This is a genomic window from Pantoea sp. SORGH_AS_0659 (genome assembly GCF_031453915.1).
GTDB lineage: Bacteria > Pseudomonadota > Gammaproteobacteria > Enterobacterales > Enterobacteriaceae > Pantoea > Pantoea leporis.
In genome coordinates this window covers 4,162,873-4,186,030 of record NZ_JAVJAK010000001.1, presented here as the reverse complement: position 1 = coordinate 4,186,030, position 23,158 = coordinate 4,162,873, and the positions used below count along the sequence as shown (strand labels likewise).

The 23,158-nt window shown below is 56.1% G+C and carries 18 protein-coding genes and 1 tRNA gene; 18 read left to right on the top strand and 1 reads right to left on the bottom strand.

Translation table 11 applies throughout. The features are described 5' to 3' along the window. Positions 1 to 10: 10 nt before the first annotated feature. Positions 11 to 604 (bottom strand): HD domain-containing protein, encoded by a 594-nt coding sequence (locus Q3H59_RS19635; RefSeq protein ID WP_110867889.1) that lies wholly within the window; start codon positions 602 to 604, stop codon positions 11 to 13. Between the two features lie 62 nt (positions 605 to 666). Between Q3H59_RS19635 and Q3H59_RS19630 the strand changes: the two genes are divergently transcribed. The 18 genes from Q3H59_RS19630 to Q3H59_RS19545 all read left to right on the top strand — a co-directional run bounded on the left by Q3H59_RS19630 (position 667) and on the right by Q3H59_RS19545 (position 23,149). Then, entirely contained in the window at positions 667 to 1,131 is a 465-nt protein-coding gene (locus tag Q3H59_RS19630) for a MarR family winged helix-turn-helix transcriptional regulator (RefSeq protein WP_101763807.1), read from the top strand. Positions 1,132 to 1,230: 99 nt separating this feature from the next. After that, positions 1,231 to 1,659, top strand: coding sequence for an organic hydroperoxide resistance protein (locus Q3H59_RS19625; RefSeq protein WP_101763806.1), 429 nt, complete (start codon positions 1,231 to 1,233; stop codon positions 1,657 to 1,659). Between the two features lie 269 nt (positions 1,660 to 1,928). Next, on the top strand, positions 1,929 to 3,620 hold the full coding sequence (gene eptB / locus Q3H59_RS19620; protein ID WP_309836467.1) for a kdo(2)-lipid A phosphoethanolamine 7''-transferase: 1,692 nt from the start codon (positions 1,929 to 1,931) through the stop codon (positions 3,618 to 3,620). A 103-nt stretch (positions 3,621 to 3,723) separates the two neighbouring features. Continuing rightward, positions 3,724 to 3,800: transfer RNA gene (locus Q3H59_RS19615), tRNA-Pro, on the top strand. Positions 3,801 to 4,757: 957 nt separating this feature from the next. Next, a complete protein-coding gene (gene dppA, locus Q3H59_RS19610; protein ID WP_137384883.1) occupies positions 4,758 to 6,368 on the top strand; it encodes a dipeptide ABC transporter periplasmic-binding protein DppA in 1,611 nt (536 codons plus the stop codon). Positions 6,369 to 6,566: 198 nt separating this feature from the next. Next, entirely contained in the window at positions 6,567 to 7,586 is a 1,020-nt protein-coding gene (dppB, locus tag Q3H59_RS19605) for a dipeptide ABC transporter permease DppB (RefSeq protein WP_101763803.1), read from the top strand. 9 nt (positions 7,587 to 7,595) lie between these two features. Beyond that, positions 7,596 to 8,498, top strand: a complete 903-nt coding sequence (gene dppC / locus Q3H59_RS19600; protein ID WP_101763802.1) for a dipeptide ABC transporter permease DppC — start codon at positions 7,596 to 7,598, stop codon at positions 8,496 to 8,498. A gap of 12 nt (positions 8,499 to 8,510) precedes the next feature. Continuing rightward, the gene (dppD, locus tag Q3H59_RS19595; protein ID WP_008104610.1) at positions 8,511 to 9,497 is read left to right on the top strand and encodes a dipeptide ABC transporter ATP-binding protein; all 987 of its coding nucleotides are present in this window, start codon (positions 8,511 to 8,513) and stop codon (positions 9,495 to 9,497) included. Further along, on the top strand, positions 9,487 to 10,497 hold the full coding sequence (gene dppF / locus Q3H59_RS19590; RefSeq protein WP_137384884.1) for a dipeptide ABC transporter ATP-binding subunit DppF: 1,011 nt from the start codon (positions 9,487 to 9,489) through the stop codon (positions 10,495 to 10,497). The genes dppD and dppF overlap by 11 nt, the downstream gene beginning before the upstream one ends. A gap of 473 nt (positions 10,498 to 10,970) precedes the next feature. Next, positions 10,971 to 11,630, top strand: coding sequence for a cellulose biosynthesis protein BcsO (gene bcsO, locus Q3H59_RS19585; RefSeq protein WP_309836463.1), 660 nt, complete (start codon positions 10,971 to 10,973; stop codon positions 11,628 to 11,630). Further along, complete coding sequence (gene bcsQ, locus Q3H59_RS19580) at positions 11,621 to 12,421, top strand: cellulose biosynthesis protein BcsQ (protein WP_101763799.1); 801 nt, start codon at positions 11,621 to 11,623, stop codon at positions 12,419 to 12,421. Before bcsO ends, bcsQ begins: the two co-directional genes overlap by 10 nt. Positions 12,422 to 12,475: 54 nt before the next feature. Next, entirely contained in the window at positions 12,476 to 14,581 is a 2,106-nt protein-coding gene (bcsA, locus tag Q3H59_RS19575) for a UDP-forming cellulose synthase catalytic subunit (protein WP_101763798.1), read from the top strand. Further along, positions 14,578 to 17,115 (top strand): cellulose biosynthesis cyclic di-GMP-binding regulatory protein BcsB, encoded by a 2,538-nt coding sequence (bcsB, locus tag Q3H59_RS19570; RefSeq protein ID WP_309836461.1) that lies wholly within the window; start codon positions 14,578 to 14,580, stop codon positions 17,113 to 17,115. The genes bcsA and bcsB overlap by 4 nt, the downstream gene beginning before the upstream one ends. An 11-nt stretch (positions 17,116 to 17,126) precedes the next feature. Then, the gene (locus Q3H59_RS19565; protein WP_309836458.1) at positions 17,127 to 20,930 is read left to right on the top strand and encodes a cellulose synthase subunit BcsC-related outer membrane protein; all 3,804 of its coding nucleotides are present in this window, start codon (positions 17,127 to 17,129) and stop codon (positions 20,928 to 20,930) included. Then, positions 20,930 to 21,376 carry a cellulose biosynthesis protein BcsD gene (gene bcsD / locus Q3H59_RS19560; protein WP_008104594.1) on the top strand — a complete coding sequence of 149 codons (447 nt, stop codon included), beginning with the start codon at positions 20,930 to 20,932 and terminating at the stop codon, positions 21,374 to 21,376. The genes Q3H59_RS19565 and bcsD overlap by 1 nt, the downstream gene beginning before the upstream one ends. Positions 21,377 to 21,385: 9 nt before the next feature. Further along, positions 21,386 to 22,390 carry a glycosyl hydrolase family 8 gene (locus Q3H59_RS19555; RefSeq protein WP_309836456.1) on the top strand — a complete coding sequence of 335 codons (1,005 nt, stop codon included), beginning with the start codon at positions 21,386 to 21,388 and terminating at the stop codon, positions 22,388 to 22,390. A gap of 176 nt (positions 22,391 to 22,566) precedes the next feature. Further along, positions 22,567 to 22,860, top strand: coding sequence for a BrnT family toxin (locus Q3H59_RS19550; RefSeq protein ID WP_110867898.1), 294 nt, complete (start codon positions 22,567 to 22,569; stop codon positions 22,858 to 22,860). Beyond that, the gene (locus Q3H59_RS19545; RefSeq protein ID WP_192236869.1) at positions 22,847 to 23,149 is read left to right on the top strand and encodes a BrnA antitoxin family protein; all 303 of its coding nucleotides are present in this window, start codon (positions 22,847 to 22,849) and stop codon (positions 23,147 to 23,149) included. Before Q3H59_RS19550 ends, Q3H59_RS19545 begins: the two co-directional genes overlap by 14 nt. Positions 23,150 to 23,158 lie beyond the last annotated feature (9 nt).

Below are 23,158 nucleotides of genomic sequence, written 5' to 3'. Positions count from 1 at the left end.
GGCGGGTTTTTTAATTTATGGCGCCATACTTTGCTGCCTGTTTAACGAACCAGCTCTCCGGCACGCTGTACGGCGGTTGCGCTAACTGCGCAAGCCCTTGTTTGATGGTCTGCTCTGCCTGCCGCCAAAGATGGCTATCGCCCTGGCGTAACAGCTGAATCTGAATTTGCTTTTCCACCAGATAGACGCGCGCAAAGTCGGCATCGTACTGCACGATGGCGCGGGTGTTGTCGATGATGTCGGCCAGCTTGATGGTTTGCGCTTGGGGCGAGGCATCGGCGGTGTGGCGAAAATGCGCCAGCTTGCGTGCGGCGCGGTTTTTTGCCGCAGGCTGCGCGCTGTCGGTGAGCTGGTCCACCAGTTCCGCCACGCGCGGGCCGAAATGGCGTTCGATATCGTCAATGGTGCTGGGCGTGTCTTCTACCGTGTCATGCAGCCAGGCGGCGGCAATCATCTGTTCATCATCGGTAACGCTACGCACTAATTCGGCGACGGCAGCCGGATGCACAATGTAAGGCTCGTCAGTGTATTTGCGACGTTGACCCGCAGCGGCATGCGCCTCAGTGGCATAACGGCGCGCTTGCTCTTCCAGTGAATCTCGCATATTTCACTCTCCCAGAGAAAAGTCGCTTGCAATTATCTAGCGCGCTATTTATATTGAAACCCATGAACAGTAATCAAGATGACAAAAAAGTGAAGCAGGCGCCACTTCAGTTAGATCAGCAGCTCTGCTTTGCACTGTATTCGGCGAATCTCGCGATGCACAAAGTCTATCGCCAGCTGCTATCAAAGCTGGAGATTACCTATCCGCAATATCTGGTGATGCTGGTGCTGTGGAGTCAGGACGATGTGACGGTCTCTGAGATTGGCGAGCAGCTGTTTCTTGATTCAGCTACGCTGACGCCGCTGTTGAAACGTCTGGAGAGCGCGGGTTTATTGCATCGCCAGCGTTCCCGTCAGGATGAGCGTCAGGTTGTGGTAACGCTGACCGATGAAGGTCGTGCGTTGCGTGACAAAGCAGAAAGTATTCCGGAAGCCATTCAGTGCGCAACAGCCTGCGATGACCAGGTGATGGCATCTCTGAAAGCTCAGTTAGACGAGTTGCGCGATAGCCTTTACCGCGCCAATTAATAAACAGGGGAAGTCGCTGTCCCGACAACCCAAAAGATGACGTTCAGGTTTGCGCATAATAAGTAGTGCGCGATTATATAGCGAATTAATGAGGTTATTATGTCTTTAGAAAAAGTTGTTTACACTGCAAAAGCTAAAGCTACCGGCGGTCGTGATGGTCGTGCTACTTCTTCCGACAACGTACTGGATGTAAAACTGGGCGTGCCAAAAGAGATGGGCGGCGCAGGCGGCGAAGTGACTAACCCAGAGCAGCTGTTTGCTGCAGGTTATTCAGCGTGTTTCCTCGGAGCGATGAAGTTTGTGGCTGGCCGCGACAAGATTTCGATGCCGAAAGATGCGTGGATTGAAGGCGAAGTTGGCATTGGCCCAATCCCGAACGGTTTCGGTATTGAAGCCAAACTGAATATTCATCTGCCAGAGATGGATGCAGCTGAAGCGCAGAAGCTGGTGGATGCGGCACACATCGTTTGCCCATACTCAAACGCAACGCGTGGCAATATCGACGTGACGCTGAACATCATCAACTAATTGATGTTGTTCACGATAACAGGCTCCTGCGGGAGCCTTTTTCACATCTGAATAAAACGCTAACCGGTTCGATTAGAAAATTTATCTGGTCTTACCATTGGTTAAATGTTCTACTGCTCGGCTTCGCGCCATCGCCCTTTCGCCAGTCGGAATCGTCCCGATCCTGCATCTTGCGTCACGCTTTTACTGCGGTTTAGCGAACTCTGCTGTCTTTAAACAGTCACATAACGGTTGATACAACGACACCAGGTCGGGAATAGAAAATTTTCATGAATTATATTAAAAGTTTAACGCAGCAAAAGCTGTCTCTGCTGCTTGCGTTATATCTCGGTATCTTACTGAATTTACCGATATTTTATCGCCGCTTTGACGGCTTCTTATCGAAATCCAATATCTCTAACTGGCTCTCTGCAGCGGCGGAAGTTATGGCAGCGGTACTGCTGACTTTCTTCCTGATGCGCTTGCTGTCGCTGGGCGGCAAATGGGTTTACCGCATTCTCGCCACACTCACCGTGATCATCTCTGTTGCCGCCGCTTATTACATGGCGTTCTTCAACGTGGTGATTGGCTACGGCATTATCGCCTCGGTGATGACCACCGATATCGATCTCTCTAAAGAAGTGATTGGTCTGCATTTCGTGCTGTGGATGGTGCTGGTGAGTGCGTTGCCGCTGCTGCTTATCTGGCGCAATAAGCTTAGCCAGACACTGATTGAACAACTTAAAACGCCTGGCCAACGTCTTAAGCCGGTAGCCGTTATGCTGCTGAGCGTGGCGCTGGTCTGGCTGCCGATTCGCTATTTCGACAAGCTGCAGAAGGTGAATGAAGAGATCACCAACATCGATTTGCCGAGCTATGGCGGCGTGGTGGCGCACTCGTATCTGCCATCCAACTGGATTGCCGCGCTGGGCCTGTTCGCCTGGACCAAAGTTGATGAAGAGTGGGATGGCCAGAAGTTACTCGATCCGGCAAAAGAGTTTACTTACGTCGCGCCTGCGGGCATCGACGATACCTATATGGTGTTTGTGATTGGCGAAACCACGCGCTGGGATCACATGGGCATGCTCGGCTACGATCGTGATACCACGCCGAAGCTGTCGAAAGAGAAGAACCTGGTCGCGTTCCGTGGTGAATCTTGTGATACCGCCACCAAGCTGTCGCTGCGCTGCATGTTCGTGCGCGAAGGCGGCACCATGGATAATCCGGGCCGCACGTTGAAAGAACAAAATGTTTTCGCCGTGTTGAAAGAGCTGGGCTTCACGTCTGAGCTGTTCGCGATGCAGAGCGAAGTGTGGTTCTACGATAACGCTGACACCAATAACTTCTCGTTCCGTGAGCAGATTGGTTCAGAGAAGCGTAATCAGGGCAAAGCGGTCGATGACATGCTGTTAGTGCCGGAGTTGCAGGCATCGTTACAGCGCTTCCCGAAAGGCAAGCACGTGGTGATTCTGCACACCAAAGGCTCGCACTACCTTTATTCTCAGCGTTACCCGCGAGACTTCGCGCGCTATCAGCCGGAGTGCATGGGCGTTGATGAGAAGTGCAGTAAAGCGCAGTTGATTAACGCCTACGACAACTCGATTTTATACGTTGATACCATGCTGGATAGCGTGCTCGATCAGTTGCGTGATAAGAAGGCGATTGTGTTCTACGCCTCCGATCACGGTGAATCAATCAGCGAGAATATGCACTTGCACGGTACGCCGCGCGAGATGGCGCCACCGGAGCAGTTCCGTGTACCGATGATGGTGTGGGCTTCTGATAAGTATCTTGAAGATCCAACCAACCGCAGCAACTTCGAACGTTTACAGGCCCAGCAGCGCGTGGGTAAAACCCACCGTCATTTTGAGCTGTTCGACACCATCATGGGTTGCCTCGGCTACACCTCGCCGGACGGCGGAATTAAAGACGCAAACAACTGGTGTTCAGCACCTGCGGCCGCGCCTGCTAAAGCGCTGTGATTTTTTGGGGTTGTTGACCGCTGCTTGCTTTCCAGGCGATCAGTTGGGTTTTCGGTAAAAGGCATTGACGCTTTTTTAGCAGCGCAGTAATATGCGCCCCCATCGGCGAGTAGCGCAGCTTGGTAGCGCAACTGGTTTGGGACCAGTGGGTCGGAGGTTCGAATCCTCTCTCGCCGACCATCTTTGAAGAAACCTGCTTTTATAAGCAGGTTTTTTTTCGTCTGTAATTTGTTGGGTCTTGTGCCGATCAGGCTGAAATACAGGGCCGCTCCGTAAAGTCGCCGTGGACACATCCCTGTGGGCTCTGCCGGCGCATCCCTGCGCCGGAAGCTTTACTCCGCGGCCCTGTATTCCATCCTTCTTCAAACTCCTCTGCATTTTTTTAACAGCAAAACAGAAGCCAACCTGGCGATGGGAAGGCGGCTCGGTTAGCAAAGCGTCCGCCGCAGGGATGCGGCGGTCGAGGCTACAGGGACGTATTCACGCCGACTTTGCGTTCGAGCCGCCTTTCCTGAGCAACGCACCGAGCGAACAGCAAAACCCGTCTATTTAACCCTTCCGCGCGTCAAACCAATAATAACCAGTAATATCCCCAGTTTACTCTCTGCATCCCTTGCCAAATCAAACCAACAGGCTTAATTCGCGAAACATTCTTCTTATGACCGGTTTATGCATCATGCTGATTTCTTATGCCATTTCCCTAGCACATTCCGCTGCCTGAACGTCATAACGCACGCAGAATCGTTCAGATATTCAACATTTACCAATAAGTTTTGTGTGTTTTTTAGCGGTGATAATCACTGCTATTTGACTACATAGCCAGATAATCACGCGGCATTGAGCGCTTTATCACCTTTTTTAATTTTGGCTTAGGCTGTGAAGGGTGTTTTTTATCGTTGCTTGCACTTAGTCACACTCTATGTAAATAACCCCACACTGTATTGACGTTCATTGCAACTGTTGACAAATTGATGCGTCAATAAAATGTAGAGAAGGACGTGTCTGACAGATTCCACGGTGCCAGCACAAAAAAATAACCGCTCACATTTTGCTTACTCTTAATTGACCTGCCCGAACCGCATAAAAAAATCAGAGGTCGGGCGACGCACACAACATCACATCACAATGGAGCAAAACATGATCAACTCCCTGGCTAAATCCAGGATGCTGAAGGTCGGTCTCAGCCTGATTGCTATGACCGTTGCCGCTGGTGTCCAGGCGAAAACCCTCGTTTATTGTTCAGAAGGTTCGCCGGAAGGCTTCAACCCGCAGCTCTTCACATCGGGCACCACCTACGACGCAAGCTCGGTACCGATCTACAACCGACTGGTTGAGTTCAAAACCGGTACCACCGAGCTGCAGCCAGGTCTGGCAGAAAAATGGGATGTCAGCGCGGACGGTAAAACTTATACCTTCCACCTGCGTCAGGGCGTGAAGTGGCAAACCACCAAAGACTTCAAGCCAACCCGCACCTTCAATGCCGATGACGTCGTGTTCTCCTTCGAGCGTCAGCTCGACAAAAACAACAAATATCACGGTGTTTCTGGCGGCAGCTACGAATACTTCGAAGGCATGGACATGCCTAAGCTGATCGCCAAAATCGAAAAAGTTGACGATTACACCGTACGCTTCACGCTGACTCGTCCAGAAGCGCCGTTCATTGCTGACCTCGGCATGGACTTCGCCTCAATTCTGTCAAAAGAGTACGCCGACAATATGCTGAAAGCGGGCACGCCTGAGAAGCTGGACCTCAATCCAGTGGGCACCGGTCCGTTTGTACTGCAGCAGTATCAGAAAGACTCGCGCATTCTGTATAAAGCTAACCCAGACTTCTGGGGCACCAAGCCGAAGATTGATCGCTTAGTGTTCTCCATCACGCCAGACGCCTCTGTGCGTTATGCGAAACTGCAGAAAGGCGAGTGCCAGGTCATGCCGTACCCGAACCCGGCCGACATCGCCAGCATGAAGAAAGACGACAAAATTAACCTGATGGAACAGCCTGGTTTGAACGTCGGTTACCTGTCGTTCAACACCGAGAAAAAGCCGCTGGATAACGTGAAGGTGCGTCAGGCACTGACCATGGCGGTGAACAAACAAGCCATCATTGATGCCGTTTATCAGGGCGCTGGCCAGGCCGCGAAAAACCTGATCCCACCCACCATGTGGGGCTACAACGACGACATCAAAGATTACGCTTACGATCCTGAGAAAGCCAAAGCGCTGCTGAAAGAAGCAGGCATGGCTGATGGTTTCTCCATCGACCTGTGGGCAATGCCGGTTCAGCGTCCATACAACCCGAACGCACGTCGCATGGCGGAAATGGTTCAGGCTGACTGGGCGAAAATTGGCGTGAAAGCCAAAATCGTCACCTTCGAATGGGGCGAGTACCTGAAACGGGCGAAAGCCGGTGAACACCAGACCGTGATGATGGGCTGGACCGGTGATAATGGGGATCCGGATAACTTCTTCGCCACGCTGTTCAGTTGTGCAGCGGCGAAAGACGGTTCTAACTACTCACGTTGGTGCTACAAGCCGTTTGAAGATCTGATTCAGCCAGCCCGTGCTGAAGCCGATCACAACAAACGTATTGAACTGTACAAACAGGCTCAGGTAGTGATGCATGACCAGGCTCCAGCGCTGATCATCGCTCACTCAACCGTCTACGAGCCAGTGAGTAAGAAAGTCTCTGGTTATGTGGTTGATCCATTAGGTAAACATCACTTCGAAAACGTCGATATCCAGGAATAACCTTTCGGATTATCGCGGTCAGGGCCAGCATTGCTGGCCCTCGGGCGGCACCTTCGCCGCCCGTATTCCGCTCTTTTTTTCCGGCAAATTCTACTAATGAAGCGCTTCTTGCGTCGCGTCCGCCTTCGGCTGGCTGCGAGTGTTGAGCAATGTTGTCCCCGGCGGTAACGCTGTGGGAAATGTCAGAGAACCAGGCTTATGCTGCAATTCATACTCCGACGTTTGGGCCTTGTCATCCCAACGTTCATCGGTATCACGTTATTGACCTTCGCGTTTGTCCACTTGATCCCCGGCGATCCGGTACTGATCATGGCCGGCGAACGCGGTATCTCTCCTGAACGTCACGCGCAATTGATGGCGCAGTTTGGCCTCGATCAGCCGATGTGGAAGCAATACATCACCTACATCAACGGCGTCTTACACGGTGACCTCGGCATCTCGCTGAAAAGCCGTATCCCGGTTTGGGACGAATTCGTACCACGCTTCAAAGCTACGCTGGAACTGGGCATCTGCGCCATGTTGTTCGCGGTCGCTGTCGGCATTCCTGTTGGTGTGCTGGCCGCGGTAAAACGCGGCTCGATCTTCGATCACACTGCCGTGGGCATCTCGCTCACCGGTTACTCGATGCCGATTTTCTGGTGGGGCATCATGCTGATCATGCTGGTCTCGGTGCAATGGAACCTCACGCCGGTCTCCGGGCGCGTCAGCGACATCATCTTCCTTGACGACAGTCATCCGCTCACCGGATTTATGCTGATTGATACGCTGCTGTGGGGCGAAGAGGGCGATTTTAAAGATGCGGTGATGCACATGATTCTGCCGGCCATCGTGCTCGGCACCATTCCGCTGGCGGTGATCGTGCGTATGACGCGCTCCTCGATGCTGGAAGTGCTGGGTGAAGATTACATCCGCACCGCGCGCGCCAAAGGGCTGACGCGTATGCGTGTGATTGTGGTGCATGCGCTGCGTAACGCCATGCTGCCGGTCGTCACCGTGATTGGTTTGCAGGTTGGTACGCTGCTGGCCGGTGCGATTCTGACCGAAACCATCTTCTCGTGGCCGGGACTCGGTCGCTGGCTGATCGAAGCGCTGCAACGCCGTGATTATCCGGTGGTGCAGGGCGGCGTGCTGCTGGTGGCGATTCTGATCATCGTGGTCAACCTGCTGGTTGATCTGTTGTACGGCGTGGTCAATCCACGTATCCGTCATAAGAAATAAGGGGGAATCATGTCTGCTGTTGATCCCGCAAGCGTAACTGCTGCACCCAAGCCGATGACCCCGTTGCAGGAATTCTGGCACTACTTCAGGCGTAACAAAGGCGCGGTTATCGGCCTGATTTACATCGTTCTGATGCTGTTAATCGCTATCTTTGCTGATGTGCTGGCACCGCACGCACCGGCTGAGCAATTCCGTGATGCCTTGCTGCATCCGCCAGTTTGGCAGGAAGGTGGCAGCTGGAGCTACATCCTCGGTACCGATGACGTGGGCCGCGATGTGCTGTCGCGCCTGATGTACGGCGCGCGCCTGTCGCTGCTGGTTGGCTGCATGGTGGTGGTGCTGTCGCTGATTCTCGGCGTGATATTTGGCCTGATGGCCGGCTACCTTGGCGGCGTGGTTGACGCCATCATTATGCGTGTGGTCGATATCATGCTGGCGCTGCCAAGCCTGCTGCTGGCATTGGTGCTGGTGGCAATCTTCGGTCCGTCGATCGTTAATGCCTCGCTGGCGATTACCTTCGTCGCCTTGCCGCACTATATCCGTCTGACGCGTGCTGCGGTGCTGGTTGAAGTTAACCGCGACTACGTTACCGCCTCAAGCGTGGCGGGTGCCGGTACGCTGCGCCAGATGTTCATCAATATTCTGCCTAACTGCCTGGCACCGCTGATCGTGCAGGCATCATTAGGTTTCTCCAACGCCATCCTCGATATGGCGGCGTTGGGCTTTCTCGGTATGGGGGCGCAGCCGCCAACGCCGGAGTGGGGCACCATGCTCTCCGACGTGTTGCAGTATGCGCAAAGTGCCTGGTGGGTGGTGACATTCCCTGGAGTGACCATTCTGCTAACGGTTCTGGCATTCAACCTCATGGGCGATGGTTTGCGTGATGCACTCGACCCGAAACTCAAGCAGTAAAGAGGCACCGAGATGGCGTTATTAAATGTAGACAAATTATCGGTGCATTTCGGCGACGAAAAAACACCGTTCCGTGCGGTTGACCGCATCAGCTATCAGGTCGAGCAAGGCCAGGTAGTCGGCATCGTCGGGGAATCCGGTTCCGGTAAATCGGTCAGTTCGCTGGCGATTATGGGCCTGATTGATTATCCTGGCCGCGTGATGGCCGAGAAACTGGAATTCAATCAGCGCGACCTGCAGAAAATCTCCGAAAAAGAGCGCCGCCAGTTGGTGGGCGCCGAAGTAGCGATGATCTTCCAGGACCCGATGACCAGCCTCAACCCTTGCTACACCGTGGGTTTCCAGATCATGGAAGCGCTCAAGGTGCATCAGGGCGGCAGCAAACGTACCCGTCGTCAGCGTGCGATTGATCTGCTCGATCAGGTGGGCATTCCCGACCCGGCTTCTCGCCTGGATGTGTATCCGCATCAGCTGTCGGGCGGGATGAGCCAGCGCGTAATGATCGCGATGGCGATTGCCTGCAAACCGAAGCTGCTGATCGCCGATGAGCCGACCACCGCGCTCGACGTGACCATTCAGGCGCAAATCATCGAACTGCTGCTGGAGTTGCAGAAGCAGGAGAATATGGCGCTGATCCTGATTACCCACGATCTGGCGCTGGTGGCCGAAGCGGCTCAGCACATCATCGTGATGTATGCCGGACAAGTGGTGGAGAGCGGTAAAGCGGTGGATATCTTCAAAGCGCCGCGTCATCCCTACACGCAAGCCTTGCTGCGCGCGCTGCCGGAGTTTGCTGCGGACAAAGCGCGTCTGGCCTCGCTGCCTGGCGTGGTGCCGGGTAAATACGACCGCCCAACCGGCTGCCTGTTAAATCCGCGCTGCCCGTATGTGACCGATCGCTGCCGCCGCGAAGAGCCGGAGCTGCGCGACATTCCTGGCCGCCAGGCCAAATGTCACTTCCCACTGGATGATGCCGGGAGACCGACTTATGAGTCTTGATAACGATAAGCAGGATTACCTGCTGCAGGCGATTGACCTGAAAAAACACTACCCGGTGAAGAAAGGTCTGTTTGGCCAGGAACGTCTGGTCAAAGCGCTGGATGGCGTCTCGTTCAACCTCGAACGCGGCAAAACGCTGGCGGTGGTGGGTGAATCCGGCTGTGGTAAATCCACGCTGGGCCGCTTGCTGACGATGATTGAAACGCCGACCGAAGGCCAGCTGTTCTGGCACGGTCAGGATCTGTTGAAACACGATCCGCAGGCGCAGAAACTGCGTCGCCAGAAAATTCAGATCGTGTTCCAGAACCCGTATGGCTCGCTCAATCCGCGTAAGAAAATCAGCCAGATTCTGGAAGAGCCGCTGGTGATCAACACCTCGCTGACCAAAGCGGAGCGCAAGGAAAAAACGCTGGAGATGATGGCGAAGGTTGGCCTGAAAACCGAGCATTACGATCGCTATCCGCACATGTTCTCGGGCGGCCAGCGTCAGCGTATCGCTATCGCGCGTGGTTTGATGCTCGATCCTGATGTGCTGATCGCCGATGAGCCGGTCTCGGCGCTCGACGTGTCGGTGCGAGCGCAGGTGTTGAATCTGATGATGGATTTGCAGCAGGATTTAGGTTTGTCCTACGTCTTCATCTCGCACGATCTCTCCGTGGTGGAACACATCGCCGATGAGGTGATGGTGATGTATCTCGGCCGCTGCGTTGAGAAGGGCAGCAAAGAGGCGATCTTCAGCAATCCGCGTCATCCTTACACGCAAGCACTGCTGTCGGCGACACCACGCCTCAACCCGGACGATCGCCGCGAGCGCATCAAACTGACGGGCGAGTTGCCAAGCCCGCTCAATCCGCCGCCGGGCTGTGCGTTTAACGCGCGCTGCCGTCGTCGTTTTGGCACCTGCGTTCAGCTGCAGCCAAAACTGAAGCAATATGGCGATCAGCAAATCGCCTGCTTCGCGGTGGATCAGGATGAAAATCAGCCGGTAGGCGTGTCATAAATTACTGCCATAAATGAATCAAGGCTCCTGCGGGAGCCTTTCTTTTTGCTGATTAATACATGAGATAAATTAACGACAAAAAGGGTTACCGCGAAAGCCCTGGCAAAAGCATTACGCCACTGCATCTGTGAACAATTGGTCCTGATTAAGATATATAGCGTAAAGGCAAATTCCTATTTTCATCATCATTGTGTGAGCAATGTCACTGTGGAATAAAACCCATAACTTGCAGCGCAGTAGAGGTTTTTCAGTAGCTTAGGTTAAAATCCCCTGCGTGATTATTTCTGTTAATTGATATTAATTAATCTCCGTCCATAAATAACTGCATGCTTTTTGCATTCCCGCTTTTTCAATCTTAAAGATAGAATTCTTTTATTGAATGCGCTGTTTTAGTAATCAGATTTGTCTCACCGTCTTTTAATGTGTGTGATATATTCGCGGAAAATTCCCTCCCGCTTTTACAGGCTCTGATCATGAAGAATTACGACGATCTGCAGCGTTTTAAAGAGAAAACGCAGACGCTTGACATCGCTTTTAAGGATATGTCCGGTCAATCGCAGGAAGCCGATCAAAGTCAGTGGGCGTTACTGCGTCAATTGACCACCGAACAAGAGCCTGAATTAGGCAGCGGTCAGCGCATCGATATGCCGCAACCACAGCCGATTCGCGGGGATGAATTCAGCGCACCGCCGGAACCGGCTCAGGCTGCATCAGCCAGCCCGGCGCGGGCATCGATTCTCGATAGCCTGAACGCACCTGCCGCCGCGCAACCGGAGAGCGGCTCATCACTGTTTCCGCCCGCGCCGTCGGTTAAGCCGCTCTCCTCTGCGACGCCATTAGCGCCGAAAGCCACGCTGGTCGAGCGCCAGGCGACAACCTCACTGTTTCCACCAGCAAAACCTGCCGTCGCGCCAGTCGCTCAGCCTGCTGCTGTTGCCGCACCGGCAGCTCCCGCGCCAATCGCGCCAGTGCCTGCGCCAACCCTGGCCGCTGCGGTTGAACCGGCACGTCCGGCTGCGCCGGCCCCGTCTCGCTTTGGTGCGCTGTTCCGCTCGCGTCCAGCCGAGCCGGCTAACCTGTCAAAAGAAACACCGTTAAAACCGCTACTGGAGAAGATTGCGCTATGCCGTTAGTTTGTGTGTGCTCGCCAAAAGGGGGAGTAGGGAAAACCACCATGGCGGCCAACCTTGCGTGGAGTCTGGCTCGCGCTGGCAGCAAGGTATTGGCAATCGATTTCGATGTTCAGAACGCCTTGCGCCTGCATTTCGGTGTACCGCTGAATGATGGTCGCGGCTTTGTGGCACGCTCTGAAGATCAGGCTGACTGGAGCCAATCGATTCTGACCACCGGCGGCAATATTTTCGTCATGCCGTATGGCGAGGTGAGCGAAGAGCAGCGTGAACGCTTTGAAGAAAACCTGGTAAAAGATCCCCATTTCCTTAAACGCGGGCTGGATACGGTGCTGAATTATCCGGGGCTGGTGATTATCGCCGATTTTCCCCCCGGTCCGGGTCCGGCGCTTAAAGCAATGCAGGCACTTGCCGATATGCATTTAGTGGTGATGTTAGCGGATACCGCATCGGTCTCGTTGCTGCCGCAAATAGAAAATGACCGCATGATCGGTCGACCGCTGAATAATAAACGCGGTCACTATTTTGTCCTTAACCAGAGCGATAACCGCCGCAATATTAGCCGTGAAGTCACCGCTTTTATGCAGCAGCGCCTGGGTGAGAACTTATTAGGCGTGGTACATCGTGATGAAAGCGTCGCGGAAGCCAATGCCTCGCAACAATCGGTTTATGATTTCAGCCCAGCGTCTGCAGCTGCGTTTGATATCGAATTAGTGGCAAAACGCGTAGCCAATATACTGGATATCACCGTGGGTAACGGCGAAGTTCAGGCACCTTTTCGCAGCCACTATTAATAATGAGGCCGACTCCGGCCACATAATAACAACACAGCTTCTTCAGGGTGAATCATGAGTAAACTCGGGTTTTACCTGCTGCTGCTGGTGCTTGCACCGGTGGCGGCGGTAATCGTCATCACGCCTATGGACAGCCAGAAGCAATATATATTTGGCTTAATCAGCATCGGGATGATGTTTTTACTGGGCTTCAGCAAAAGCCGCAAAATAACCATCGTTATGGTTATCTTATCCGCGCTGATGTCGACCCGATATATCTGGTGGCGTACTACGGAGACGCTGCAATTTAATTCTGAGATTGAAGCCATTCTCGGTATCGGCTTATATCTGGCCGAACTGTATGTCTGGCTGATCTTAATTCTCGGCTTCCTGCAAACCACCTGGCCATTAAAACGCACCATCGAACCTTTGCCGGATGATACCAGCCTGTGGCCGACGGTTGATGTTTATGTTCCAACCTACAACGAAAGCCTCGATGTGGTGCGTGATACCGTGCTGGCGGCGCAGTGTATTGATTACCCGCGCGACAAGCTGAAGGTCTATTTGCTGGATGACGGTAAGCGCAGTGAGTTTGCGGTATTTGCCGCCGATGTTGGCGTGGGTTACATCACCCGTGACGACAATAATCACGCTAAAGCCGGCAACCTCAACCACGCGATGAAGATCACCAAAGGTGAGCTGATTTGCATCTTCGACTGCGATCACGTGGCCACGCGCACCTTCCTGCAGGCAACGGTCGGTCCGTTCCTGAAAGACCCAAAGCTGGCGCTGCTGCAAACCCCGCACTACTTCTATTCGCCGGATCCGTTCGAGCGTAACCTGCGCGCGGCGCGCAGCATCCCGAACGAAGGTTCACTGTTCTACGGCCCGGTGCAGCAGGGTAACGATAACTGGAACGCCACCTTCTTCTGCGGTTCTTGTGCGGTGATTCGCCGTAGCGCGCTGGAAGAGATCGGTGGTTTTGCGGTGGAAACCGTGACCGAAGATGCGCATACCGCGCTGAAAATGCAGCGTCGCGGTTGGGGATCGGCCTTCCTGGCAATTCCGCTGGCGGCCGGTCTGGCGACCGAGCGTCTTGGCCTGCACGTCGTGCAGCGTAACCGCTGGGCGCGTGGCATGACGCAGATCTTCCGCGTTGATAATCCGCTGTTTGGCCGTGGATTGAAGTGGCAGCAGCGTCTGTGCTACCTCAACGCCATGCTGCACTTCCAGTTTGGCTTGCCGCGCGTGGCGTTCCTGACGGCACCGCTGGCCTACCTGCTGTTTAACCTGAATATCATTCATTCGTCAGCCTCGCTGATTTTCGCCTACGTCCTGCCGCATCTGGTGATGTCCCTCTACGTCAACTCGCGAATGAACGGCAAGTTCCGTTACACCTTCTGGGGCGAAATCTACGAAACCGTGATGTGCTTCCACCTCGTCATCCCAACGCTGCTCACCATGCTGGCACCGAAGCGCGGTAAGTTTAACGTAACGGATAAAGGCGGCCTGCTCGATCAGGGCTTCTTCGACTTCCACATCGTGCGTCCACATGTGATTGTCGCGGTGCTGCTGTCGATCGGCATCATCGCGGGCGTGGTGCGCGCCACCGCGCATGACTACTTTGGCGTTGATCCTTACGTTATTGCGCTCAACGTCGGCTGGGCGGTATTCAGCCTGGTTATCCTGATGGCGGCGATTGCCGTGGCGCGCGAAACCAAGCAGGTGCGTAAAACCATTCGTATTGAGGTGCAGATCCCGGCGGTGATTCACTACGCCAGCGGCATCTCGTCACGCACGAAAACCAGCGATCTGTCGATGGGCGGCGCGCAGCTGGATGCGCCGGACAATCGTCACGAGCACGATGAAATTGAAGAGATCGATCTGCTGCTGAAGTCGGGCACCATCACCATTCCGGTGAACAAAATCTCCGGCGATGAGGAGAGCATCCGTCTGCGCTTTGGCGATATGCCGCTGTCGCGCCGCCGTGAGCTGGTGCGCGTGGTACTGGCGCGTGCCGATGCGTGGATTCAGCCGGAGTATAAGCAAGACAATCCACTGGTTTCGCTTGGCACCATTATTCGTACCGTCTTTGAGCTGTTCTGGCTGACCTGGAAAGATCGCCGTGAGAAGCGTAAGCGTGACAACCAGCCCGCAGTAAAAGAGGACAGCGCTGCATGAAGAATTTGACGCAAAGGTTGCTGGCAAGCTCGCTGGCAACGGCGCTGCTGCTCGCGCCAGCGTGGGCCGAAACCCCGCCAGTCACTCAGGATAGCGCTGCACTTTCAGACGTGCCGCCGCCGCAAGGTATTGAAAGCGCTGCCGATCCGCAGCTGCAACAGGCGGCGGGCGCTGCACCTTATGCGCCAGCGGAAACCGCACCGCAAACTGCTCCGGAAACCGCACCGGAAACCGTACCGACAACGGAAAACGACGCGCCTGCTGAACCTGCGGCCAGCGAACCTGCTGCTGCTGCCGCACCAGAAATGGTGCTGCCAACGGTAGCGCCAACCGCACCGGCGATGATGCCAGAAACGTCTTCCGTGACGCTTAACCAGCCAATCAGCAGCACCGTTTCGGTGGCGCAGATGGGCCAGCCGCGCGGCATTACGCTGACCGGCGGCCAGCTGCAATCCGGTATCATGTTCACGCTACCCAGCGATGAAGTGATCACCAACGCGCGTCTTAATCTGTCGCTGCGCGTCTCGGCGGCGCTGGCCGCGCGCAACACCTCGCTGCAGCTGATGCTGAACGGTCAGCCGCTGGGTACCTTGCCTTTGGGCGCCAGCGACAGCGATGTCAGCGATTACCAGCTGGATATTCCGGCGGCGATGGTGGTCTCCAGCAACAACCTTAGCTTCAAGATTAACGATGCCGACAAGCTGCTGTGCGAGAAAGAGAGCGCGCAGCAGTATCAGGTGTCGATTTTGCCGAAGACCACGCTGAGCCTCGAAGGGCAGCAGCTGAACATCGGCACCAGCCTGCGTAACTTCCCGCGTCCGTTTATTGATGCGCAGCGCATGACGCCCGCCAGCGTCACCTTTGGCTTTGCCGCCAATGTCGCGCCGGACAGCATCAGCGCCGCTGCGCTGGTGGCATCGTGGATGGGCATTCAGTCGGATTATCGTGGCATCCGTTTCCCGGTGGTGCGCGGCGATCTGCCTGAACACAACGGCATTCTGGTCGGCCATCCGGGCGACAAAATTGGCACCGTAACCTTGCCAGCCACCAACGGTCCGCTGCTGCAGGTGATCGATAACCCGAACAATCCGGTCTACAAATTGCTGCTGGTGGTGGGCGCGAATGACGAGCAGCTGCGTCAGGCCGCTAACCGTTTAACCACTCAGCCGCTGGCGACCGATGCCAGCAGCCTTAACGTGCAGCCACAGCCGATTGGCGTGCGTAAGCCGTACGATGCGCCGCGCTGGATCAACACCACGCGCCCGGTGCGTTTGAGCGAACTGCTGCGCAAAGATCAGAGCCTGACCACCACCGGCATCTGGCACGATGCGCTGAGCGTCAACTTCCGCGCGGCGCCGGACCTGTTCCTGTGGGATGGCGACACCATTCCGGTGGAGCTGCACTATCGCTTCCCATCCGAAAGCTGGATTGATGAGGACAACTCGTTCCTTAACGTCATGATTAACGGCACGTTCCTGCGCAATCTTACGGTGAATAAAGTCGGTTTGCTGGAGAGCGCCTGGCATCGGCTGGGCGGCGACGCGCGTCAGGAGCATTACACCCTGAAGCTCGAACCGTACCTGATTTACGGTGACAACCAGCTGGCGCTCTACTTCAACATCAAGCCGAAAGCGGATGCGCCGTGCGGCGTGCTGCTGAACAACAACATTAAGAGCCGCATCGAAGAGGATTCGTGGATCGATCTGAGCCATACGCGCCACTTCACCATGCTGCCAAATCTCTCTTACTTTGTTGGCGCTTCGTTCCCGTTCTCGCGTCTGGCGGACTTCTCGCAGACCACGCTGCTGTTGCCGGAACAACCAAGCGATGCGGAGATCGCCACGCTGCTGGATATGGCCTCACGCGCCGGTAACGCTACCGGCGTACCGCTGCTGCAAAATCAGGTGCTGTTTGGCCTGCCAAACGGCGGCACCAACATGACGCTCCTGCAGCAGAGCGATCTGCTGGCGGTCAGCACCACGCAGAACAACGACTTCAACCAGGCCATGCTGGCCAACACGCCGTTCGATACCAGCGGCAACACGCTGGGCGTGAAAGAGCCCACCACCTGGGACAAACTGCGTGGCTGGCTGACCGGCGACTGGTATCGCCAGCCGCTGGATGCCGATCGTTACTTCTCCTCCAACGAAGCGTGGCGCGGCTTTGTCAGCTATCGATCGCCGTGGAACCCGGATCGCTTAGTGGTGATGACGGTGGCGACCAGCGATCAACAACTGCTGCGCCTGCATGAAGACCTGAATTCTGCACGCATCAACGCCGGGATTCGCGGCGATACCGCCATCATCACCGATGAGAACGGCATTCGCAGCTTCCGCGTCGGCCCGCAATTCCCGAGCGGCGAAATGCCGTGGTACATGATGGTGGTGTGGTATGCCAACCAGCACTCGGTGCTGATGGCGCTGGCGGCGCTGCTGCTTTCAGCGCTGGTCGGCGGCGGTGCGTGGGTGATGCTGAAACGTCATGCGTGGCGTCGTCTCAACCCAAAAGTTGATAGCAAGTCCGGCAAGAAGTAAGGATAAAAACAATGAAAAAACATCTGTTAAGTGCCGGTATTCGCCATGCCTTGATTCTGGGTGGCGCGCTGACGCTCTCTCAGCCGCTGCTGGCGGCGGAGAGCAGTAACCCTGCGTTACAGGCGCTGTTCGATCAGGCGACTTACTGGCACCAGAAAGCGCATGACGATTTGGCCAAAGCCTCGCTGCAGAAAGTGCTGATGGTTGAGCCCAACAACACGCAGGCGCTCTATCTGCTGGCGCTCTATTCACAGCAGAGCGGCGGTACGGCGGAAGCGGCGCAGTGGCGTGCGCGCCTGAGCGCGGCCTCGCCGAACGATCCGCATCTCACCGAGCTGGATAACGCCCGCCAGCTGCAAACCATTCCGCAGGCGCAGCTGCAGTTAGCGCGCCAGCAGGCACGCAGCGGCAACATCGCGGCGTCGCTGCAAACCTGGCGTAACACCTTCAGCGGCAACGAACCGCCGCCAAGCGTGGCAGCCGAATATTATCTGACCATGGCGGGCGATCGTTCGCTGCTGCCGCAGGCGGTTGAAGCGCTGCGTCAGTTCTCCGCCGATCATCCGCAGGATACCGGTGCCAAGCTGGCGCTGGGTAAAGCGCTGACCTATCAGGAAGCAACGCGTCGTCAGGGTATCGATGTGCTCGCCAGCCTGGCAGACGGCAACAAAGAAGCGGACCGTTCGCTGCGTCAGGCGCTGTTGTGGCTGGGTCCGCAGGCGTCTGATGCATCGCTGTATCAAACCTGGCAGCAGCGCCATCCGCAAGACAACGCGGTGCTGGATTACTACCGTAAAAACGTTGGCGGTGCGGAGAAGGGCGCGGGCTTTACCGCGCTGAACAGCGGCGACGTCAGCAACGCGCAGAACAACTTTGAGAAAGTACTGCAAGCTAATCCGCAAGATGCGGATGCGCTGGCCGGTATGGGCTATGTGGCCCAGCGCGCCGGGCGTTATGCCGAAGCGGCGGATTACCTGACGCGCGCGGCGCAGATGGGTGGCGATCAGAGCGACACGCGCCAGAAGCAGGCCGCCGATGCACGTTTCTACGCGCAGCTGGCCTCCGCGCAGCAGGCGCTGAAAAATGGCGACAGCGCGCAGGCGTTGGCGCTGAGCGAACCGCTGGCGCAGGCCGACGGTGAGAAAGGCGTTTCCGCCAAACTGTTCCGCGCCGATGTGCAGCGTCGCAGCAATCAGCTCGATCAGGCGGAGCAAACCTATCGCGCCATCCTGCAAAGCGATGCCAATAACCGCAACGCCAAAGAAGGCTTGTTCTACGTGCTGCGTCAGCAGAACCGGGGCGCAGAAGCCAATACGCTGCTGGCATCACTGCCCGACAGCGTGCGTCAAAGCGTGGCACCGCGCGGCAGCAGCACCGATCCGATTCGTGCCCAGGCCAAACGTGAAGTGGCGGCGGGCAATAACAGCGCCGCCATCGCCACCTTGACCTCGGGTATTCAGCGCTATCCCAACGATGGCTGGCTGCGTCTCGATCTGGCACGTCTCTACCGCGCGCAGGGCAATAACATGATGGCGGCCAATATCATGCAGCCCACTATGCGCAGCGGCGCCAGCACCACCGAACTCTATGCAGGTGCGTTAAACGCCAGCGAAAGCAGCGCGTGGCAGCAGGCGAGTCAGTTGCTGTCTCGCATTCCCAACAGCAGCAAAAACAGCGATATGCGCGAGCTGGCGCAGCGCGTCAACTTCAACCTGCAGATGGCTACCACCGATCAGTATCTGGCGCAGGGCTCGAACGCGGCAGCGGCCAACACCCTGCGTGCGCTGGCCTCTACGCCGCCCGCCAATCCGGTGGATGCCGGTAACCTGGCGCAGAAGCTGGCGAAAGCCGGCGATCTCACCAGCGCGGTGTCCGTGGTGCGCAACAATATGCAGCGCGGCATTCAGGGCAATGCCGGTGATTACGCCGCGCAGGTGGCGGTGCTGAATCAGGCCGGGCTGAATACCGAAGCGCAGAGCTTCCTCAGCAGCCCGGAACTGCAGGCACGCAGCACGCCAACCCAGCTGGCGGGCATCCGCAACGGCTACGTGATCAACGAAGTGGATCGTCTGCGCGAGCAGAAACAGTACGCCGCCGCTTACGACAAGCTGGTGGGCGCGCTGCAGCACGATCCGCAGAACCGCGATCTAATGTTCGCCATGGCGCGACTCTACCAGTCCGGCAAGATGAACAAAGAAGCGGGCGTGGTATACGACTACCTGATGACGCAGGATACGCCGACGCAAGACGCGCGCACCGGCGCCATCAACGTGGCGCTGGCGCAGAATGACGTCAACAAAGCCAATACCTTAACGCGCGGCCTGCGCAACGAGCAGTCGCCGGATCGCTTGCTGCTGTTAGCCCGCGTGGCCGAAGCCAACGGCGAACACAGCCAGGCGATGAGCTACCTGCGCACCGCGCGCGGTCAGCTGATTGGTCTGCAGGGCGCAGAAACCGGCAGCGTGCCAAGCGTAGGTGGTCTGGCGCTGGCCGACAATCCGTTTATCAATCGCGGCACCTCGCCGGTGGGGCGTACGCCTTCCAGCTATGGCGCGGTGATGCCGTGGCAGTCGGCACCGGCGGCCACCAGCAGCGCCGAAGGCGTGACGTTGGCGAGCAACACCCCGGCGGTTCAGCAAAGCCAGACGCTGCGCCAAATCGACAACATGATGGATGACCTGCAAGAGAAAACCGGCACCTGGGTGCAGGGTGAAATGCAGGTACGCGGTCGTGATGGCGAATCAGGCTTGAGCAAACTCACCGAAGCCAAAGCGCCGCTCACCTTCTCCACCGTGCCGTTTGGCGAGTCGCGCTTCGACTTCACCATGACGCCGGTTTCCCTCACCGCCGGCAGCGCCGGTGGCGACGCGTGGCGTCGATTCGGCACCAACGCGCTGGTGCAGGGCAACGTGGTTGCCTCCGGTGCGGCGAAAATTGATGATACGCCCAACTCCACCACCGATTCGCAATCCGCGACCGGCGTGGAGCTGAACATGGCGCTGAAGGGCGACAGCTACAAGATTGACCTCGGCAGCACGCCGCTGGGTCAGGACTTGAGTACGCTGGTTGGCGGCGTGCAGTGGTCGCCGAAGCTGACCGACTTCCTGACGCTGATCCTTACCGGTGAACGCCGCGCGATGACCGACAGCTTGCTGTCGTATGTCGGCGTCGAAGACAAAACCAGCGGTAAACGCTGGGGCCGCGTGACTAAAAACGGCGGTAACGCCTTGCTGAGTTACGACAACGGCGATGCCGGTTTTTATGTCGGCGGCGGCGCGTACAGCTACATCGGCGAAAACGTGGCGACCAATAACAGCGTGCAGGCGACCGCAGGCGCGTATGTGCGTCCGTATCACCTCGACGATCGCGAGCTGAAAGTCGGCATGAGCTTGTCGTGGATGGATTACTCGAAAAACCTCAGCTACTTCAGCTACGGTCAGGGCGGTTACTTCAGCCCACAGAACTATGCGTCGGTGTCGTTCCCTATCGAATTCAGCCGCAAGTTTGACGATCTGAAAGTGAACGTCGGCGGTTCGGTGGGTTATCAATCCTACAGTCAGGATAAGAGCGCCTACTTCCCGAATAATCCGTCGTTGCAGGCGCAGCTGCAAAGTCTGGCCGATCAAGGCTACGTGAAGGATGCGTTCTACAGCGGCGACAGCAAAAACGGCATTGGCTACAACCTGCATGCCGGTGCGGATTATAAGATCAACAAAGATGTCACCGTGGGCGGTCAGCTCGGCTACGACACCTTTGGCGATTACAACGAGAGCACCGCCAATCTGTACTTCCGTTACATGTTCGGAGATTACTAATGAGTGAGCAAGTAACCGCACGCGTCAGCCATCCGCATCAGCCGGGCTGGTTTGATTTGGTGAGCGCGATGATTGAGAGCATGCTGGACAACGCGGGCGAGGAAGCGGAAGGCTTTCTCAACGGCGTCGGCGTATCGCTGGCAACACGCTATCCTTTACCCGACGCGCGCACCGTGCAGGATCTGGAGCGTGAAATGAATTTGCAGCTGGCGCGATTTAACTGGGGCTTTGTGCAGTTACAGCCGCAGGAGAATGCCATTCTGATTCAGCACCACGCGCTGCCGCAGGGCGACAGCAACGTCGGTGTTGAACGTTGGCAGCTGGCGTTGAGCGCGGTGCTGGCGGGCGTGTATGCGCAGTGGCTGCAGGCACAAGGCGGCAGCGCGGCGGTGCCGGTGACGCTGGAGAACAACGACGGCGGCACGCTGCACTATCGATATCAATAGGATGCTGTAATGAGAGTGATGCGGTTCTGGCGTCAATGGATGCTGTGTTTCATGGTGATGTTTTTTAGCGCTCAGGCGGCCGCAGATGGCTGGAGTACCTATAAAAGCCGTTTTATGGGCAGCGATGGCCGAATCAGCGATACGGCCAACAACAACGTTAGCCATACCGAAGGGCAAGGCTACGGCATGTTGCTGGCGGTGGCGCATGACGATCGCGCCACTTTCGATCTGCTGTGGCAGTGGACGCGCAGCCATCTGCGTAATCCGCAAAACGATCTGTTCTACTGGCGCTACACGCCGGGCGCCGTCGATCCGATTGCCGACAAAAACAACGCTTCCGATGGTGATGTTCTGATTGCCTGGGCGCTGCAACGTGCGGCACAGAAGTGGGGCGGCGATTATCAGCAGGCCTCCGACCGCATTCAGCGTGCGATCGTGAAGCTGAATGTGATCAGCTACGGCGGACATAAAGTGATGTTGCCGGGCGCGCAGGGCTTCAACAAAACCAGCTACGTGGTGCTTAATCCCTCTTATTTCCTGTTTGAGGCCTGGCGCGAATTTGCGGAACACAGCCATCTGCGTATCTGGAATGAGCTGAATGATGACGGCATGGATTTGCTGGGTGAGATGCACTTCGGCAAAACCGGCCTGCCGCTCGATTGGGTGGCGCTGAATGCTGATGGTTCTGTGGCACCGGCGGTCGGCTATTCCAATCGCTTCAGCTATGACGCGATCCGTATTCCGCTAAATATCTGGTGGTACGACCCGCAAAGCCTGCGTCTGGTGCCGTTCCAGCGTGTCTGGCAAGGTTCGGCGCGCATGACCACGCCCGCCTGGTATGATGTGTTGGGCAACACGCCAGCGCCGTACAACATGGAGGGGGGATTGATTGCGGTGCGCGATTTAACCCTGGGCCAAACCCAGTATCTCAATGACACGCTGGCAGCGGATCAAAACTACTTTTCCGCCAGCCTGCAGCTGCTGACCTGGCTGGCATATCAGGAAAAGCGCTAAATCTCATTTTTGGCCTGGTCGACATAAATGACGGCCAGGCCATATTTTCCAGCCTTGTCTGAATCTCATTTCATTGTGCTGCTTATCTTTGATTTCTTGAACGCGATCAAAATGGCAGCACTGACACACATGCAAATTTGTCATGCTAAAATGTATAGACAAAAGTGTATGGTAAAATGCAAACGGAACTGGAATTTGAGTGGGACCTTAGCAAAGCAGAGTCTAATCACCGCAAGCATGGCATCCGCTTCGAAATTGCCGTGCGCGTGTTTGATGATCCTTTTCATCTGTCTAGCCAGGATCGTTGTGAGAATGGCGAATATCGCTGGCAATCAATAGGTAATGTTATGGGCCATATTATTATTTTGGTGGCCCACACGGTACGTTTCGAGCAGGGCACTGAGATTATTCGCATCATTAGTGCACGTCCTGCCACGCGCAATGAGAGGAGACGCTATGAGCAAGGTTAGGTTTAAACGCAGCGAATTACCGCCGCTTTCGGATAGCCTGCAATCTGAACTGGACGCGCTGAGTCAAAAGCCGGATAGCGAGATTGATTGCGGTGAAATCGCCCCGTTAAATGAACGTTTCTGGAACAGTGCTTCCAGCGGGCGATTTTATCGTCCGATTAAAACACAGGCTTCAGTCAGAATTGACGCGGATGTGCTTGAGTGGTTGAAAGCGCCGGGTAAAGGGTACCAGACGCGTTTGAACGCCATTTTGCGCGCGGCGATGCTGCGCGAATTAGAAAGCAAATAGTGCCCAGGC